Origin of the sequence: Rhizobium sp. BK060 (assembly GCF_014193145.1) — a bacterium.
Lineage (GTDB): Bacteria > Pseudomonadota > Alphaproteobacteria > Rhizobiales > Rhizobiaceae > Rhizobium.
Map to the genome: position 1 here is coordinate 89,190 of NZ_JACHYW010000013.1, position 17,254 is coordinate 106,443.

Below are 17,254 nucleotides of genomic sequence, written 5' to 3' on the forward strand. Positions count from 1 at the left end.
CTTACTTGCCGCTTGCTTCGAGGATCGAGGCTTCCAGAATGTCGAGCGCTTCACCGAAAACGTTGTCCTGGATGGTGATCGGGGCGAGGAAGCGGATGACGTTTCCGTGGACGCCGCAGGTCAAAAGGATCAGGCCCTTATCGAGCGCGATCAGACGCACCTTGTTGGCGAATTCCGCGCTCGGCAGCTTTGTCGTCTTGTCGTTGAACTCGACCGCGTTCATGAAGCCCGGGCCACGGATATCGACAATCTCCGGCGCCCTTTCGCGCAACGATTCCAGACGCTGCTTCAACCGGCTGCCGAGCTGATTGGCGCGGTTGCAGAGATCTTCGTCCTTGATGACGTCAAGAACTGCGTGAGCAGCCGCGATACCGAGCGGATTGCCGCCATATGTGCCACCAAGGCCGCCGGGTCCAGGCGCATCCATGATCTCGGCACGGCCGGTGACGGCCGCCAGCGGGAAGCCGCCGGCGAGGCTCTTGGCCATGGTCATCAGGTCGGGCGCGACTTCGTGCTGATCCATAGCGAACATCGTGCCAGTCCGGGCAAAGCCGGTCTGGACCTCATCGGCAATCAACAGGATACCATGTTGATCGCAGAGTTCGCGCAGTGCCTTCATGAACGAAACCGGCGCCGCGTAGAAGCCGCCCTCGCCCTGCACCGGCTCGATGATGATTGCGGCAACGCGCTGCGGATCGACATCGGCGGCAAACAGCTTCTTCAGCGCGGCCAGCGACTGATCCGGTGTCACGCCATGGAGCTCGACCGGGAACGGGACGTGGAAGACATCGCCCGGCATCGCGCCGAAACCGACCTTGTAGGGCACGACCTTGCCTGTGAGCGCCATGCCCATAAAGGTGCGGCCGTGGAAGCCGCCACCGAAGGCAATGACGGCCGAGCGACCGGTTGCGGCACGCGCGATCTTCACGGCATTCTCGACGGCTTCGGCCCCTGTCGTGACGAAGATCGTCTTCTTGGTGAAATTACCCGGCGTCAGCGCATTCAGGCGCTCAGCAAGATGCACATAGTTTTCGTAGGGCACGACCTGATGGCAGGTATGGGTGAAGTGATCGAGTTGATCCTTGACGGCGGCGATCACGCGCGGATGGCGATGGCCGGTATTGAGAACGGCGATGCCGGCCGCGAAGTCGATATAGCGGCGACCTTCCTTGTCCCAGATTTCGGCATTCTCTGCGCGGTCGGCATAGATCTGCGTGGTCATGCCAACGCCGCGCGAAATGGCGGCATTCTTCCGGTCTGTGAGGGTGGTCGCGGTCATCGGTGCGTTCCTGCGCTCTGGAATGGATGAACTATCTTGCATAACTTCGGCAAGACGTGTAGAAAATTCCTACATTTTTCCTGCAAGAAAGCAAGCGGCATTTTCCGCTTCAAACCGTTGCTGTTTTCGGCGATGGTCGCTCAAGAAAAGAAGGGCCGGGAGACGGCCTCCAGAAGACAAACGAACCGGGAATATTTGGCTTATGAGCAATGGGACGGCCGTGCGCTACAAAGTGGCGGAGGCGGCGAAATCAGCGGGCGTTTCCGCATCCACCTTGCGCCTTTGGGAAAGCCAGGGCCTCGTCGTGCCGGACCGTTCAGAGACCGGACACCGACAATACAGCGCCGAAGACGTGGCCAGGTTGAAAAAGATAGCCTGGTATCGAACCGAGCGTGGCCTCAATCCGGCGGCCATTCGCGAGGCGCTGGAAGGCGAGGAACCGTCGGAAAACTCAGACACAGCGGACTCGTCGGATCTCGGGCGGCGGCTGCGCAGCCTTCGCCATGGCGCGGGAAAGACGTTGGATCATGTCGCAGGTGATATCGGTATTGCCGCCTCGACGCTGTCGACGCTTGAGCGGACCTCGCAAGGCGTGAGCTTCAAGACGCTGCACGACCTTGCCGAATATTACGGCACAACGGTTTCCCGCTTGTCCGGCGAAGAACGCGACGACGTGCCTGTGGTCGTCCGCGCCGGCGCCTGGCGCACATGGCCGGAGACGACGCCTGGTGTCTCGGTCCAGCTTCTGGCCGAGGGCCGAACCATGATGGATTGCCACCGGTTCGTGCTCGCGCCCGGCGCGACAAGCGAGGGCGCCTACCGGCACGAAGGGGAAGAGTTCATGCACGTGCTGTCGGGACGGCTCGAAATCGTGCTCGATTCCGACCAGTTTTTCGACCTCGGGCCTGGCGATTCGCTTTACTTCGAGAGCCGCCGCTACCATTCCTGGCGCAACCGTCATGACGGCGAAACCATTCTCATCTGGATCAATACACCGCCGACATTCTGAGCCTTGGCGGTATCGCCCGCCATGGCTTTGCGCTATAGCGCCACAAGTGACAGTTTGAGTGAGAGACGAGATCGATGGCAGCCACCATACGTTACCATGAAGGTGATATATCCGCGGCGGATGCTGCGCGCTACACCGGAGCCATTGCCATCGACACCGAAACGCTCGGGCTTGTGCCGCGCCGCGACCGGTTGTGCGTCGTGCAGCTTTCGTCGGGCGACGGTTCAGCCGATGTAATCCGCATCGCTGCGGGCCAAAAGGACGCGCCGAACCTCGTTGCAATGTTGGCCGACCCTTCCCGTCAGAAGATCTTCCACTATGGCCGCTTCGATATTGCCGTCCTGTTTCATACCTTCGGCGTCACCGCCCAACCGGTCTTCTGCACGAAGATCGCCTCACGCCTCATCCGCACCTACACCGATCGGCACGGCCTCAAGGACAACCTCAAGGAAATGTTGGACGTCGATATTTCCAAGACGCAACAGTCGTCCGACTGGGCAGCCGCGACGCTATCTCAGGCACAATTGGAATACGCCGCCTCTGATGTGCTCTATCTGCATGCGCTGCGCGACAAGCTGACGGAACGGCTGGTGCGCGACGGCCGCATGGATCACGCCAATGCCTGCTTCGAATTCCTTCCGACACGCGCCAAGCTCGATCTGCTCGGCTGGGAAGAAGCCGACATCTTCGCGCATAGCTGAGACATTTCTGGATTTTGCAAAGATAGAACCGGGCGTGGCCATCCGCGCACCGGCCATTAGCAATTCGTTAACCGTCGCTTCGTTAAATTCTTTACCAATTTTTATGCATTCGACGGCGCGATGGAGCGTCACGTCGCGCAGGAAGGAACTGCCGGGGAATGCGACGGGCCGGATGAGCGCGGCCTTCTTGTAACCTGCTTTCATCGCACTTTACGAAAGAAGGAGCATGGCATGTTGACTCCGGTTCGTTCAGCGTCAAATGCGAGTTTATCCACCCAGAACCAGACGACCGTCGTCAGCACCGACGGCCTGATGCGCGCTGCCAGCGCCGTTGCTCCGGTCAGCCAGATCCAGGGCGCGGATCTCAACTCCTCGGTTGCCGGCAAACTCAACATCCTCCTGCTGGCCGTGCGTGCACGCATGGTCGATGCCCTTCTTGATGTGCTCAATGCGACCAGCGAGGCGCTTTCAATCCCGCGGGAGGACGACGAAACAGATCTTGCCTTTGCCTCCCGCCTTGCGACCGCGATACAGAAGTTGCCGCCGGCGAAAATCGAGCAGGTAGAGCGTCAGCTTGCAATGCAGGGCCATGCAGTCCCGCTTCGCCAGCTCGCTGAGGCGCTCCGAAACCCGGCCGGACCGGAGGCCGCCCGCATTGCCACCTATCTCGAAACCATTCGCTACAAGGATCGCGATCTCGCGGCGCGCGCCGTGGTTCGCTCCTACGGCCAGAATGATGCCTCGCCGCTGCGCCAGGAGCAGCGGACCGAAATCAGCATCCATCGGGACAATCTGGCTGGCGCTGCGCGAACTCCTGTCGCAACGAGGCAGGAGCCGGAAGCTCTGCGGCCGCAGACGGCGCTCGTTGCCGCCGCCTATCTCGATGCAGACGGCGAACAGGTCCAACTCATCAAAGGATCTGTCCCTGTCGACGAGCCTCTCGCCAAGTCGGCTGTCGAGGCAGCCGGCGAAGAAGTGTTCCCTGAGCTCGGCGAAGACTTACAAGAGAGTGTAGCGTTGGAGGAAGAGGTCGAGCTGGCGCACGTAGCAGTGCAAGCGAACACGCACGGGCCAGCATCCAAGGTCAATCCCATTATTCCAAAGAGTTGGCCGGCGATACCTGCATCCCTCTCGGACGATACGACGAAGCTGATCGTAACAATCATTCAGGACCAGGAAACAGAAATATTGCTCGAGGCAGCCGAACCGGATCCGGCAGTCGAAATCGACATCATCCTCGATGAGACTATCCTGACCGATCTACCAGAGGAGTTGACTGCACTGCCTGATCGCGCCTCCCTGCCGGAAAGCGTGGCGCGCCAATCGCCGCTTCTCGCGGAACAGCCGGCAGGCGAAGCCGCTATCGCAACAGCGAAGAAACATCCGGCTCCGGAAATCCCAATACCCCTGATCGTACAGCAGGCCATCGACGAAACCTATGTGCCGGTGCTGATGAAGATCGTCGAGGGCGTTCCCTACGCGACGCAGCCTTACGAATTCTCAAAGGACGAGGCCGACGATAGCGGCGCCCGTGAGATGTACCGCGAAGATCACAACGGCGGCGAGCCGTCGGAGGGGGATGCGGACCAGCAAGGCGAGCCGCCGAACGAGGACGAGACGGGTGTCGCAGTCGACGACGAAGCCGCCGCTGCCGTGGCCGCCCGGGAAAGCCAGATCAAGGCTGGGACGCCGCCTCACCGTCCGGCACCGGCCCTGCCAATGGCTGCGAGCGCAGACGAAGCCTATACGCGCTATCGGCGCAAGGTCGACTGGGAATAGCCCGCGACCCTACACCAGCAGCGGAAATGCAAAGAACCCACCGGATCGCTCCGGCGGGTTCTTTTATTCTTCAAGCCTGAGGCTGGCGATTATTCGCCGCCGCGGTTCTTCAGAGCCGCGCCGAGGATGTCGCCGAGCGAAGCGCCGGAATCGGACGAACCGAACTGAGCGACAGCTTCCTTCTCTTCCGCGATTTCCAGAGCCTTGATGGACAGCATGATCTTGCGGTCCTTCTTGGAGAAGTTGGTGACGCGGGCGTCAACAACCTGGCCAACCGAGAAGCGTTCCGGACGCTGCTCGTCGCGGTCGCGCGACAGGTCTGCGCGGCGGATGAACGAGGTGATGTCTTCGTGGTCGACGAGCTTCACTTCGATGCCGCCGTCGTTGACTGCGATAACTTCGCAGGAAACGACTGCATTCTTGCGCAGGTCGCCCGAAGCTGCTGCTTCGCCGACAGCATCCTTGCCGAGCTGCTTGATGCCGAGCGAGATGCGCTCCTTTTCGACATCAACATCGAGAACGACAGCCTTGACGACGTCACCCTTGTTGAACTCTTCGATGACCTGCTCGCCCGGACGGTTCCAGTCGAGGTCGGAGAGGTGCACCATGCCGTCAACATCGCCGTCGAGGCCGATGAACAGGCCGAATTCGGTCTTGTTCTTGACTTCGCCTTCGACTTCAGTGCCGGCTGGATGGTTGCGAGCGAATGCCGCCCACGGATTTTCCAGCGTCTGCTTGAGGCCGAGCGAAATACGGCGCTTGGACGGATCGACTTCGAGAACGACGACTTCGACTTCCTGGCTCGTGGACAGGATCTTGCCGGGGTGTACGTTCTTCTTGGTCCAGGACATTTCCGAGATGTGGATCAGGCCTTCGATGCCCGGCTCCAGCTCGACGAACGCACCGTAGTCGGTGATGTTCGTGACGGTACCGGAAATCTTCTTGCCTTCCGGATACTTGGCCTGGATGCCATCCCACGGATCCGACTCGAGCTGCTTCATGCCGAGCGAGATGCGGTGGGTTTCCTGGTTGATGCGGATGATCTGAACCTTGACCTGCTGGCCAATGGACAGGATTTCCGACGGATGGTTCACACGCCGCCATGCCATGTCGGTGACGTGCAGCAGGCCGTCGATGCCACCGAGGTCAACGAACGCACCGTAGTCGGTGATGTTCTTGACGACGCCGTCAACAACCTGGCCTTCTTCGAGGTTCTGAACGATTTCAGAACGCTGCTCGGCACGGGATTCTTCCAGAACCGTACGACGCGATACGACGATGTTGCCGCGGCGCTTGTCCATCTTGAGGATTTCGAAGGGCTGCGGATTGTGCATCAGCGGGGTGACGTCGCGGATCGGACGGATGTCGACCTGCGAACGCGGCAGGAAGGCGATCGCGCCGTCGAGATCGACCGTGAAGCCGCCCTTGACCTGGTTGAAGATGACGCCTTCAACGCGCTCGCCAGCTTCGAACTTGGCTTCGAGCTTGATCCAGCTTTCTTCGCGGCGAGCCTTCTCGCGCGACAGAACAGCTTCGCCGAGAGCGTTTTCGATGCGCTCAACGTAAACTTCGACTTCGTCGCCGACCTTGAGCGAGCCGTCCTTGGCCTTGGCGCCGAATTCCTTGAGTAGGATGCGACCTTCGACCTTCAGGCCGACGTCGACAACGGCAGAGTCCTTCTCGATTGCCGTTACGATGCCCTTGGTGACATAGCCTTCAGCCAGGTCGTGCTTGGCAAAGGACTCTTCGAGAAGGGCCGCGAAATCTTCGCGAGAGGGAGTAGCTACTGACATGTAATCTCCTGCATATCCGAATCCGGATACGTATGCGCCGGTTGGTTCGTGTTGAACGGGCCTGAACCCAGTCCGCCTCCTGTCGGGAAGCAATCCGGCGCTTGGACGGAATTTCAGGCTTAGTCTTCAAAAGCGACCCAGGCAAAGCTTGGGCAAATCGCTCGAATTCAGGTACTTCGGCTCAAAGCTGCATCGATGATCGATTTCGCAGCTTGAAACGCGGCCTCTATACTCATTTCCGACGTATCAAGCAAGTGCGCGTCTTCGGCTGGTTTCAAAGGGCTGTCGGCCCGTCCCATGTCGCGTTCGTCGCGGCGCTTGACGTCGTCGAAAATGGCATCGAAATCGGCAATTCCTCCCTTGCCTCTTATTTCGTCGTAGCGGCGCTTCGCCCGAACCTCGGGACTTGCCGTCACATAGAGCTTCACCGGCGCTGCCGGGCAAACGACGGTGCCGATATCACGGCCGTCGAGCACCGTTCCGGGCGCCTTTTCCGAAAACCGCCGCTGTGCCTCTACCAGTGCACGCCGCACCGCGGGCATGATGGCGATCTTCGAGGCCGCCTCGCCGATCTCGTGCTTCGAGAGTATATCGCGATCGAGTCCGGCCAGTTCAACCTCGCGCGCCATCTTTTCCGCCACGGCCTCGTCGTCGAGCGTCAGGCCAGCATCCAGCAAAGCCTTGGCAGTCGCACGGTAGGTCAGTCCCGTGTCGAGATGATGAAATCCGTAGGTCTCCGCGATGCGGCGCGAGAGTGTTCCCTTGCCGGCCGCGGCAGGTCCATCGATGGCAATCGTAAACTGTTTGGAGCTCATCTATCCGTTCATTTCTGTGCCAGTCCGCCGTAACGACGGACGAGATCGACCATGTCTGCCTGACCGGCCTCTTCGCCGAGACCGGCAGCAACGCCCTGGCGATCGGCAACGGGTCGGTTCTGGCTTACCTTCCATTTGCCTTCGATCGCGGCAATCTCGATCTCGACGCCGATAATGCCTTTCAACTGCGCGCGAATGAAATCATCCGGCGCGTCGCCGACCGCCCAGGGCCTGTCACGTGGCCCTTCCTGTTGCGTGGTGATCGCGTTGATCTGCTGAAGCAACCAGGCCGCATCGTCGATGACACGCGCCCTGCCCCTCACCTGCACGATGGCATAGTTCCAGGTCGGCACGACTTTGCCGGTCTCCTGCTTCGTCTGGTACCAGGACGGGGTGATGTAGGCATCGGCACCCTGGAACACTGCAAGCACGTCGGCGCCCGCCCCGATATCGCGCCACTGCGGATTGGCCTTGGCGAGGTGAAGGCGCAGCGTGCCCTTCTCGCAAGCTGCCGCATCGAGATGAAAGGGAACCGAATTCGCCATGAGACCCGCAGCACCCGCGGTGATCAGCAAGCCGAGCGGATGCGCCCGGATCAAGGCGTGCTGGACGCTTAGGTCTTCCTCACGAAAATGCGGCGGCTGGTACATTGCCTTACACCCATTCCGGCAGTCGGTGACACGCCGATCTGCCTTGCAAACGAACAATCGCCGGCTCACTACCACAAATGGCGGCGCCGGTCATCCGGCGGGCATGAGCGATGCATGAAGTTTGGCTTTGACATGCCGTGCTGCAACGATTATGGGGACCGGCTTATAAATTCCGAATAGAACGCCGGTTTTCACGGCATTTGTCGAATCTTGATTCGGCCATTCTCATGAGGCTTACAGTGGCGAAAGCTGAACTTGGAACGAAGCGTACCGATCCGGAAACCGGCAAGAAGTTCTACGACCTGAACCGGGATCCGATTGTTTCTCCTTACACCGGCAAGTCCTATCCCCTTTCCTTCTTCGAGGAAACCTCTGCTGCTGCAGCGGCTGAAGCCCAGGATGAAGAGGAAGTGGCGGAAGTCGATACCGAAAGCACGGAAGTCGAACTCGTTTCGCTCGAGGACGCCGATGAAGGCGCATCCGGCGACGACATTCCAGATATGGGCGATGACGATGTCGAAATCGAAGGCGATGACGACGACACCTTCCTTGAAGCCGACGAAGATGATGATGACGACGACATGAGCGACATCATCGGCGTCACCGGCGACGAAGACGAAGTCTGATCCGATTAAGTGTCGGCCCGGACGAGAAAATTTCGCCGGGCCGATTTTTTTGGCTTGCTATCTCCAAAAACCGGAAGTAAGAAGCCGCCACTCCGCGAGGCAAGCCTTCGCGAAGCATCCCAGGACCGGCTCGCCGGACCGCCTTGATGGGGCTATAGCTCAGCTGGGAGAGCGCTTGCATGGCATGCAAGAGGTCAGCGGTTCGATCCCGCTTAGCTCCACCAAATTTCTCCTGCAAAAACAACCGCATAGGGCGCCACCTTGGCCCTAACCCAGATTGACCTCGTCCCAGGGGAAGCACCAGGGAAGTACGAACGCTTATTTTTGAAATCAGTTATCCTCCTCTGCGTTCATAAGGTCGGCACCAACCTACGCAATGATAAAAATCCAGAAATGGTTTCAGCGCATTAGCGGAAATGGAACTTTTTCGGTAATTGAAAATTATAGAAACGTATTTACATTGACCACACATGGTCGTATTCGAACGTTCATCGAGTACGTCGCACAAATCAAAAATCAACTGTGCGATTGATGGAGAAGTATGATGTCCGCTCTTAGGAAAACCAAAACCGTCAATCTTCGGATTGAACCGGAAACGCATGATCTAATTGCACGTGCTGCTGAGGTTTGTGGAAAGAGCATAACTGCGTTCATGACCGAGGCCTCAGTATATACCGCGCAAGAAGAGCTGCTAGATCAACGATTCATAGGCGTATCCGCTGACGTGTTTGAAGCTGTAAGCGACCAGCTTGCCGCTCCGGGCGTGGCCAGAGACAACTTGGTCAAGCTTTTTCAGACCAAATTAGATTGGATGGACTGACGTTTGTCGTATCGGAAGCCTTGCCCTATTACCAATCAGCACATCATTGAGGGCTTCTCATCGGGGAAGCCCTCATTGGATTCATGGCTAAAGGAAATGGCCTTATATAATCAGGAGCAGGGGTATGCCCGCACATTTGTAATTGCGGATGAAAACTTCAGAGTGGTGGGGTACCATTCGGTTTGCGCTGGCATGATACACCGAAACGATGTTTCTCGATCGGTGAAAGGGTCTAAATCTCCAACCGAGATTCCGATTGCGGTTCTAGCCCGACTTGCCGTTGATGCCGACCATCAAGGTAACGGCCTTGGCAAAGCACTCCTCAAAAACGCGCTCATGAGTGTGGTGTCCGCCGCGCAAGTAGTCGCTTTTCGCGCCGTGACAATTCACGCTCTCGATGATGATGCCGTGAGTTTCTATAAAAAATTCGGCTTCCAAGAAACGAAGAACATGGAACGGCGTCTCATTCTGCCGACTAAGGACATTGCAGCTTCCTTGAACGAGGCCCCGGGCTGATCTGGACACGTTTTTGACTTCCGAAAACCTACATTATCGGAACTTACAGCGTCCATCCGGTGAGCTGACAGCGGCGTCCTAGTCCAGGTACGCCATCACTTCCCATTCCAGATCGGTCATCACGCTCGCTTCCAGATCCGTGTAGTCGTTGAACAGCTCCGCGTGCCGAACGAGTAGTTTTCGTGTGGCGACAACCGCGGCGTCTCGTCCATCACATCGCTCATGGTAGACTTGTATAGTTTCCGAAAACCCTTCCGGGCGCGTCATGATGACCTCCAGGACAGCGTACCAGATGCCCTTCCCAGTCTTCTGCCTCTTCAGCAATTCCAAACGGTCGACGGCCGCCTCGGCAAGAGCATTATAGAGGTGCCGATGTTCCAGATCCTCGCTTGCGCGTTTCCTCGCCTCGAACGCGAAGCCTCTTAGGCTCGGTTCCTTCAATGCCTCAATCGCGTGGGATATCTCCCAGAAGCCGGCGGAAATCTTGTCCAGTGTATGTTTTGCTTCAAAGGTCAGAGCTGGCTTCCGTTGAGAGACACCTTTCGCCTCCTTCAAGCGATCTGCCTTCTGTTTCGGCCATAAGTCCTGGATGACCCGATTAATATCCGCGGCCGAAGGCTCCCATCGGAATTTCTCGGCAAAGCGCTTTTTGCTGAGTTGTGGACGCCTCGAACACCGCCTCTTGGAGACCCTCCCTAATCTCGCCGTCCTCGTTGAAAGTCCACATCGTTCCATAGGTGCGATCGAGATGGGTAGGTTTCCCATCCTCATTCTGAACGACAACACCCATGACGCGTTGCCTGGTGTCCGCATATTGCGGCATGGCGTCTTTGCCATGCGTGAGTCCTTCGACGAGGCGCTGCGAGAGACGCAACGGATCAGAGCCCTCCGGGAACAGATAGTACCTGACTGACAATGCCATTGATGAAGGCCCCCCTGGAGATGTTCTGACATCAAAGCGGATCGCACTTCATCAGGCAAGGCCGCCCAGAAAGGACGGCCCGCGCGGTTGAGCATCGACAATTGATTACAGAAGGTCTCTGAGAAGCTTGGTCGCTTCCTCTTCGTCCATCGCCTCACCCATCTCGTCGAGGTGATCTGCGATATAGGACACCTTTGCGCGAGCCTCTTCTAGGGTCGCCGGCCTTTCGGAGATCAGCTTCGAAAAGATATCGCGATGCGCGGCATCCAATTCTCGGCCAGTCGCTTCTAAGGCGTTCAAGCCGGCGCCTTCCTTGATCTCGTTTTCCTTCTGTTGGAGGTCGCGGATCTCGGTGAGGAACTTGTCACGCAAGGCCATGAAACCCGTGCGCTGGAATTCGTTGAGGGCTGCGCGAATATGACGTTCGGTTTTTTCTAACACGTCGTTTTCACTATACGCCCAGATATCCTCTTTACCCCCTGAAGCGTGAAGCGTCCCAACACGAACGCGCACGTTGGGTAACAACTCCTCGATGCCGTCTTGGACCTCGTAGCACTTCTGCCAATGCTCATTTCCGGCAGCGAAAGCTGAACGATGCTCGGAGAGTAACGTCGGTACCGCAGATCCAGGTGTTGCGCCTGCTAAAGTTACCTCTCCCGAGCCGATTGAGACGGCGGTTGCCTTTTCGAGATACGCAAGCGCTGCACCCACCATGGCAACGACGGTGGGATTGGATTCAAAATTTCGATTCTCTTCATTTGCAAAGCGAAGAGCATCTACAGCCCCTTTCAGCGACAACGCGGGCTGGTCCCAATTTTCAAGGACTTCCAGCGGCCGACCATAGGTATTGGCGATTACTGCTTCTTCGCCGCCATGAGCAGGCCAGTCCTCCTCCTTGGTGGCGCAAAACGCTGCATTGCCAGCGCGGAATGCTTCGATAGCGGTTGAGATCGGATCATCGCTCGTCTCCACCTTGTGATTGGCGAGCGCCTCTAGCTGGACTCTCGCCAGCGTCGCCACGCTCGCCACCACAGTTGCCTCGGTCTGAGCTTGAGAAGTCTGCCTGTTGCTCTTCATAACATCGCTCCTAACACAATGAATTTCTGGTTCTGTCTGCTAGTGATCTGCTGGCGCCTAAGCCGCAGCGGCCACGGGAGATGCGACGCTAATGACCGACTGAACGAAGCTGGCTATGTCGGCCATAATCCCGCTTGAAGCCTTGAACGCGTCGAAGATGCCGCTTGCTTTGATCGCCTCGGCCTTGATGCGAAGCCCCTCCGTGGTGAACGCTTCAGCCTCGGAGATGTACCTGCACGCATCAGTAACCGCGGCCTCAGCCTTGCTGACACGCCGCTTCGCCTGATCGACGCCTGCAGCAATCCGTAGGCGGGTCGTCTCGGCACGATATTCGCGGGCGAGAGCAAGTTGACGTTCGCTTTCGGCGATGTTCCGCTCCTTCTGTGCTCGATTGGCGGCTAAGGCCTTTTCCGTCCGTCCCTTCGGAACATAGGTTTTCGCCCATTCAAGCTTCTCTTGGGCATACTCCGGCGAGATGACGACAAAGCAGGCTGTAGGGTTGCCCTGCCGAAACTTCGCGGCAAGCCGTTTAGTGAGAGGGCTTGTATCCCTCATCATAAAGCGGCCGATGATGTCCCGCTCTGCGTCGCTGCCCGAGCAGCTTTCCGATGATCTGCAGGCTTAGGTTTCCCTGTACTCAGGATCCTATCCGAATGGATAGGCTGCCTATACGCGCGTGCGATTCATTTCGCGGAGCAATCATGGTCTTCTTACCGGGTGTTCAAAGGTTCTGCGCCACCACCCAATTCTGCGCGGAAGCCTGGCGATAGTGGAAAGCCGGAGGATTTTCCCATGGAAGCCCAGAGATACAGCCTGCACAAGAACCTCAACATCTATTGGACAGTGTTTGACGACGTCACCGGCCAGAAGGCCGTGCTCGACGGGTTTGTCATGGATATGGTGACCGCTGAAGAAGGCGGCGAATTGGTAGGCATGCTGAATCGCAAGGAGACCGAAGACAAGTTCCTTCTGGACACCTACCTCCCAGCCCTCACGGGTTTGGCTTGGCCGACGAGCCACCGTGACCCGATAGAGCAGCACTACATGTTAAGTGCGCCGAATTCGGGCAGAGTCACGATCAACTGAAGAAACAGCTTGCCGCGGCGCTTCGCACGCCGATGCTTTGCCAAATTTTTAGCAACGGCGGCTATGGTTTCCATGCCGACTTCCGGCGGATTGGAGCCTTGGTTCAATGACACGAGAAAGACGACGGCGGCTTATCCATACACGCAGAACGGCAACGGGCCTGACTCTTGCCGGCGCGATCTCCTTTCTGGCCGGTATGACCGATGCGACCGGCCTTGCACTGACGGGAGACTTCGTGTCGTTCATGACGGGAAACACGACCCGTGCTGCCCTGTCGCTCGGAAATGGGGATTTGCGTCATGCAGCCATTCTTCTCTCGGCGATCATGGTCTTCGTGCTTGGCAATGCCGTTGGCATCGTGATCGCACATTTCTCGGACCGGCGCACCTTCGCCGTGCTTTCATGCGTCAGCATCGCGCTGGCAACGGCCTCCCTCATGGCGGGCGCGAACCTGGCGATGCCGCGCTTTTATCTCATCGTTGCCTCCATGGGGATGGTGAACGCGGCCGTGGAGCAGATCGAAGGGCTGCCGATCGGGCTGACCTATGTGACAGGGGCACTTTCGCGTTTCGGACGCGGTCTCGGACGCTGGATCGTTGGCGACAGGCGATCGGATTGGACGATCCAGATCGTACCTTGGGTCGGCATGCTGGGTGGGGCTATCGTTGGGGCGCTGCTGACACATATCGCCGGGGCAGCGGCGCTCTGGCTGATTGCCGTTTTTGCGATGCTGGTTGCGCTCGCCACCCTTTTAATTCCGAAACGCACGCAACGCCGGTTCAACGCCGCGCCACGTTCGCCAGTGCATATGAAGTCACGGTCGCAATAAAACCCCATCGAATCAGATAGAGGGCACGCGGAAACCGCTAGAGGAAGGCATCCTTGTTTCTCTTTTCAAAGCTCGTCTGGGTGTTCGGGCAACCTTTGTCGCTCGCTTTTCTTTTCGTCGTGTTTGCCCTGGTAGGGGGTCTTTTCCGCTGGCGCGCGACAAGCCTCGTTTCCTCCGCGATTGCGGGCCTCATCCTGTTCGTCACGCTCTACACGACCGCCGGCAACTACCTTCTGCAGGGTCTGGAGGATCGGTTTGTTAAACCGCAGGATCCGGCAAATCTGCAGTGCATGATCGTGCTCGGCGGCGCTTTCGAGAACGAGGTGAACACCGCCCGCCACGGCATCGAGCTCAATGCCGGTGGCGATCGCTTCGTCGAGGCGCTGCGTCTGGCACAGAAATATCCGCAGGCGCGAATCTTGATTTCGGGCGGCGATGGATCGATCTCCGGAATCTATGAAGGCGACGCGGTGATTTCGGCGCGCTTCTTCCCGATGTTTGGTATCGGCGGGGAACGCCTGGTCGAAGAAACGACGTCGCGGACGACGTTCGAAAACGCCATGAACACCAAGGAACTCCTGGCGAGCCAAGGCCTTTCGAATTGCCTGCTGATCACCTCAGGCTATCATATGCCGCGGTCGGTCGGCATTTTCCGCAAGCTTGGCATCGACGTCGTGCCCTGGCCGACCGACTACCGGACCGACGGGCGGGAGAGCCTTAGCCTCGATTTCACACAGCCGAGCCGAAACGCTCAGAACCTGGCGACAGCAATCCGCGAATGGTTCGGGCTTGTCGGCTACTATCTTGCCGGCCGGACCTCAGAATTCTATCCCGGCTGAACCGCTATTTCTTGGAGATCGTCACGAACTTGGTGCCGCGCACACGGGCCGTGACGATACAGGGCTCCTTCTCCTTGTCGACATCCGGGCGATCGCAGAAGCGCGGGTGCATTTTCATCGCCAGCACCATGTTGCCGAAGCGCTTCACAAAATCATAGCCGTAGATCTGGGCGGTCGCGATCATGAAATAGCCGCCCTCGGCGACCTGCAGATAGAAATTGTAGGTGCAGCCGTCGTCATTGCACTGCGGCCCCTTCTCTCCGTCGCAAGTCAGCTCGCCCTCGTTGACGACGGCGTCTATCAGGCCGTCGTTGTTGATATCCTGGCGGATGACGTAGCCATCCGAAAACTCGGCCTTGGTGCACTGCTCCCGAAAGTGCTTCTTCTCATAGATCTCCGGGTCCGAGATAAGCGACTGTTGGGCGAAGGCCGCAACCGGGGCGGCGAGCAACGCGGCAATGTTCAGAGCGATCAGGAGCGTTTTCACGAAGGGCTTCTCTTTTGGTCGGATAAGGACGCTGTTGGCCGCGCAGTTTGCTTGATCCGCCTTGCGCCGCCCTTGCCGCCGTGATTCATTTCGCAAAGATACACGTCGGTTCTGGAGGACTGCATGCCGCTGTTCGTCTACGTGGATTATGCCGGCGTTGCGCTCTTTGCGGCAACAGGCGCGCTCGCGGCTTCGCGCAAGCAGCTCGACCTGATCGGCTTTCTCTTCTTTGCGATCGTTACCGGCACTGGCGGCGGCACGGTGCGCGACATTGTCCTTGGCCGCGTGCCGGTATTCTGGGTTCTGAACCCGACCTATGTCATCGTCTGCTGCGCCGTCGGCATCCTGGTGTTCTTTACCGCCCACCTGGTCGAGTCGCGCTATCGCTTGCTGATCTGGTTGGATGCCATCGGGCTCTCCGCCTATTGTGTGATGGGTGCGGCAAAGGGCCTCGCGGCCACCGGCTCGCCAACGATTGGCATCGTCACCGGAACACTGACGGCAACCTTCGGCGGGATCTTGCGCGATCTTCTGGCCAATGAGCCGTCAGTATTATTGCGGCCGGAAATCTATATCACGGCAGCACTCGTCGGCGCCGGCCTGTTTACAGCTGCGAACGCGCTCGACCTACCGCTTTATGCAGCCTCCGCGGTCGGTGTCATCGCAGCCTTCTCCGTGCGCGGCGGCGCGCTGTATTTCGGCTGGACCTTCCCAACCTACAAAGCCAAGCCCGGCCGGCACCCTGATGATGTGATGTGAATCAGCGCCGCTTCTGGCGCAGGCGGATCACCACGTCGACATGCGCGATTTCGAGGCCTTCCGGCGGCTCCGGCAGATTGCCGATGGTCAGGTTGCTGACCGGAATATCGAGCACATCGTTTTCGCCTTCGATGAAGAAGTGGTGATGGTCGGAGATGTTGGTATCGAAGTAGGTCTTGGCGCTTTCGACCGCAAGAACCCGGATCATGCCGGCCTCGGTGAACTGGTGCAGCGTGTTGTAGACGGTCGCCAGCGACACCGGCACGCCCGCCTGCACAGCCTCCTCATGGAGTTCTTCAACCGTCAAATGCCGATCGCCCTTAGCAAAGAGCAGGTCGCCGAGCGCGACGCGCTGGCGCGTCGGACGTAGGCCGGCGTGCCTCAGCCGTGCCTCAATGGTAAGCGGGGCCTCTGCCACCATCCAACGAACTCCGGTTAATCTAGCGTCAAGCAATCAGGTTTCATTAGCCATATAACTTTTGCGCAAAAGCGTTTCAATAGTTTCAATGGGGACAAAGAGTGCTAAAGCGCCGTAAAATCGGGCTTTTGACGCAATTAGTGCTGGCCGGGGGCTTGGCCTTCCTGTATGCGACCACCAAATAAGGCGCGCAGCCGGTCCTCCCAAGGTGGGTGAAGCTCAGTCATGCTTATGCTTCATTTTCCGCTGAAGTTGGACTAAACGTTCACATCCATCGGCATAGTTGCGGGGGGAATTAGAGTTTTCATGGCGACGAAACAATCCAGCTTCAACTACGAGGAAATTCTGGCCTGCGGCCGCGGCGAACTGTTCGGTCCGGGCAACGCGCAGCTTCCCCTCCCCCCGATGTTGATGGTTCATCGCATTACCGACATTTCCGAAACCGGCGGCACCTTCGACAAGGGCTACATTCGCGCTGAATACGACGTGAAGCCTGACGACTGGTATTTTCCCTGCCACTTCCAGGGCAACCCGATCATGCCGGGCTGCCTTGGCCTTGACGGCATGTGGCAGCTGACCGGCTTCTTCCTGGGCTGGCTGGGTGAGCCCGGGCGCGGCATGGCGCTTTCAACAGGCGAAGTGAAGTTCAAGGGCATGATCCGCCCGACAACGAAGCTCCTTGAGTACGGCATCGATTTCAAGCGCGTCATGCGCGGCCGCCTGGTTCTCGGCACCGCCGATGGCTGGCTGAAGGCCGACGGCGAAACCATCTACCAGGCCACCGACCTGCGCGTCGGCCTGTCCAAGGACAAAGAAGCCTGATTGCACCGGGCATACATGCCCGGTTTC

Annotated in this window: 21 protein-coding genes and 1 tRNA gene; 12 read left to right on the top strand and 10 right to left on the bottom strand. The window is 58.4% G+C overall.

Annotated elements, in window-relative coordinates; all coding sequences use genetic code 11:
- Position 1: 1 nt before the first annotated feature.
- Complete coding sequence (locus FHT71_RS15935; protein WP_007798927.1) at positions 2–1,279, bottom strand: 4-aminobutyrate--2-oxoglutarate transaminase; 1,278 nt, start codon at positions 1,277–1,279, stop codon at positions 2–4.
- A 202-nt stretch (positions 1,280–1,481) separates the two neighbouring features.
- Between FHT71_RS15935 and FHT71_RS15940 the strand changes: the two genes are divergently transcribed.
- From FHT71_RS15940 to FHT71_RS15950, 3 genes are all read left to right on the top strand, one after another.
- Positions 1,482–2,288 carry a MerR family transcriptional regulator gene (locus FHT71_RS15940; RefSeq protein ID WP_183720870.1) on the top strand — a complete coding sequence of 269 codons (807 nt, stop codon included), beginning with the start codon at positions 1,482–1,484 and terminating at the stop codon, positions 2,286–2,288.
- Positions 2,289–2,362: 74 nt separating this feature from the next.
- A complete protein-coding gene (locus tag FHT71_RS15945) occupies positions 2,363–2,989 on the top strand; it encodes a ribonuclease D (RefSeq protein ID WP_007798932.1) in 627 nt (208 codons plus the stop codon).
- A gap of 231 nt (positions 2,990–3,220) precedes the next feature.
- On the top strand, positions 3,221–4,768 hold the full coding sequence (locus FHT71_RS15950) for a hypothetical protein (RefSeq protein WP_183720873.1): 1,548 nt from the start codon (positions 3,221–3,223) through the stop codon (positions 4,766–4,768).
- An 89-nt stretch (positions 4,769–4,857) separates the two neighbouring features.
- Here the strand turns inward: FHT71_RS15950 and rpsA are convergent, their stop codons facing one another.
- From rpsA to FHT71_RS15965, 3 genes are all read right to left on the bottom strand, one after another.
- A complete protein-coding gene (gene rpsA, locus FHT71_RS15955) occupies positions 4,858–6,561 on the bottom strand; it encodes a 30S ribosomal protein S1 (RefSeq protein ID WP_007798943.1) in 1,704 nt (567 codons plus the stop codon).
- 167 nt (positions 6,562–6,728) lie between these two features.
- A complete protein-coding gene (gene cmk, locus FHT71_RS15960) occupies positions 6,729–7,376 on the bottom strand; it encodes a (d)CMP kinase (protein ID WP_007798945.1) in 648 nt (215 codons plus the stop codon).
- Positions 7,377–7,384: 8 nt separating this feature from the next.
- Positions 7,385–8,026, bottom strand: a complete 642-nt coding sequence (locus tag FHT71_RS15965) for an FMN-binding negative transcriptional regulator (protein WP_132589304.1) — start codon at positions 8,024–8,026, stop codon at positions 7,385–7,387.
- A 239-nt stretch (positions 8,027–8,265) separates the two neighbouring features.
- Between FHT71_RS15965 and FHT71_RS15970 the strand changes: the two genes are divergently transcribed.
- From FHT71_RS15970 to FHT71_RS15985, 4 genes are all read left to right on the top strand, one after another.
- Positions 8,266–8,652: a TIGR02300 family protein gene (locus tag FHT71_RS15970; protein WP_007798949.1), complete on the top strand. Its 387-nt coding sequence runs from the start codon at positions 8,266–8,268 to the stop codon at positions 8,650–8,652.
- Between the two features lie 148 nt (positions 8,653–8,800).
- A tRNA-Ala gene (locus FHT71_RS15975) sits at positions 8,801–8,876 on the top strand.
- 320 nt (positions 8,877–9,196) lie between these two features.
- On the top strand, positions 9,197–9,472 hold the full coding sequence (locus FHT71_RS15980) for a DUF1778 domain-containing protein (RefSeq protein ID WP_183720875.1): 276 nt from the start codon (positions 9,197–9,199) through the stop codon (positions 9,470–9,472).
- Positions 9,473–9,547: 75 nt separating this feature from the next.
- Positions 9,548–9,988 carry a GNAT family N-acetyltransferase gene (locus tag FHT71_RS15985; protein WP_246718013.1) on the top strand — a complete coding sequence of 147 codons (441 nt, stop codon included), beginning with the start codon at positions 9,548–9,550 and terminating at the stop codon, positions 9,986–9,988.
- A 78-nt stretch (positions 9,989–10,066) separates the two neighbouring features.
- Here the strand turns inward: FHT71_RS15985 and FHT71_RS15990 are convergent, their stop codons facing one another.
- The 4 genes from FHT71_RS15990 to FHT71_RS16005 all read right to left on the bottom strand — a co-directional run bounded on the left by FHT71_RS15990 (position 10,067) and on the right by FHT71_RS16005 (position 12,542).
- A complete protein-coding gene (locus tag FHT71_RS15990; RefSeq protein WP_183720878.1) occupies positions 10,067–10,543 on the bottom strand; it encodes a hypothetical protein in 477 nt (158 codons plus the stop codon).
- Positions 10,544–10,586: 43 nt separating this feature from the next.
- Positions 10,587–10,910, bottom strand: coding sequence for a hypothetical protein (locus tag FHT71_RS15995; protein ID WP_183720881.1), 324 nt, complete (start codon positions 10,908–10,910; stop codon positions 10,587–10,589).
- Between the two features lie 105 nt (positions 10,911–11,015).
- On the bottom strand, positions 11,016–11,987 hold the full coding sequence (locus tag FHT71_RS16000; protein WP_132589298.1) for a hypothetical protein: 972 nt from the start codon (positions 11,985–11,987) through the stop codon (positions 11,016–11,018).
- 57 nt (positions 11,988–12,044) lie between these two features.
- Positions 12,045–12,542: a hypothetical protein gene (locus FHT71_RS16005; protein ID WP_183720884.1), complete on the bottom strand. Its 498-nt coding sequence runs from the start codon at positions 12,540–12,542 to the stop codon at positions 12,045–12,047.
- A 237-nt stretch (positions 12,543–12,779) separates the two neighbouring features.
- On the opposite strand from FHT71_RS16005, the gene FHT71_RS16010 reads away from it, so the two are divergent.
- From FHT71_RS16010 to FHT71_RS16020, 3 genes are all read left to right on the top strand, one after another.
- Entirely contained in the window at positions 12,780–13,073 is a 294-nt protein-coding gene (locus tag FHT71_RS16010) for a hypothetical protein (RefSeq protein WP_007798952.1), read from the top strand.
- A gap of 106 nt (positions 13,074–13,179) precedes the next feature.
- Positions 13,180–13,902: a YoaK family protein gene (locus FHT71_RS16015; RefSeq protein ID WP_007798955.1), complete on the top strand. Its 723-nt coding sequence runs from the start codon at positions 13,180–13,182 to the stop codon at positions 13,900–13,902.
- A gap of 53 nt (positions 13,903–13,955) precedes the next feature.
- Entirely contained in the window at positions 13,956–14,741 is a 786-nt protein-coding gene (locus FHT71_RS16020; protein ID WP_007798957.1) for a YdcF family protein, read from the top strand.
- 4 nt (positions 14,742–14,745) lie between these two features.
- On the opposite strand, the gene FHT71_RS16025 is transcribed toward FHT71_RS16020, so the two are convergent.
- Positions 14,746–15,228, bottom strand: coding sequence for a hypothetical protein (locus FHT71_RS16025; RefSeq protein WP_132589294.1), 483 nt, complete (start codon positions 15,226–15,228; stop codon positions 14,746–14,748).
- A gap of 123 nt (positions 15,229–15,351) precedes the next feature.
- Between FHT71_RS16025 and FHT71_RS16030 the strand changes: the two genes are divergently transcribed.
- Positions 15,352–15,987, top strand: a complete 636-nt coding sequence (locus FHT71_RS16030) for a trimeric intracellular cation channel family protein (protein ID WP_132589292.1) — start codon at positions 15,352–15,354, stop codon at positions 15,985–15,987.
- Between the two features lies 1 nt (position 15,988).
- Here the strand turns inward: FHT71_RS16030 and irrA are convergent, their stop codons facing one another.
- A complete protein-coding gene (irrA, locus tag FHT71_RS16035; protein ID WP_132589290.1) occupies positions 15,989–16,408 on the bottom strand; it encodes an iron response transcriptional regulator IrrA in 420 nt (139 codons plus the stop codon).
- A 303-nt stretch (positions 16,409–16,711) separates the two neighbouring features.
- Here irrA and fabA point away from each other — a divergent pair, with 303 nt between their 5' ends.
- Positions 16,712–17,227, top strand: a complete 516-nt coding sequence (fabA, locus tag FHT71_RS16040) for a 3-hydroxyacyl-[acyl-carrier-protein] dehydratase FabA (RefSeq protein ID WP_007798967.1) — start codon at positions 16,712–16,714, stop codon at positions 17,225–17,227.
- The last annotated feature ends 27 nt before the right edge of the window (positions 17,228–17,254 follow it).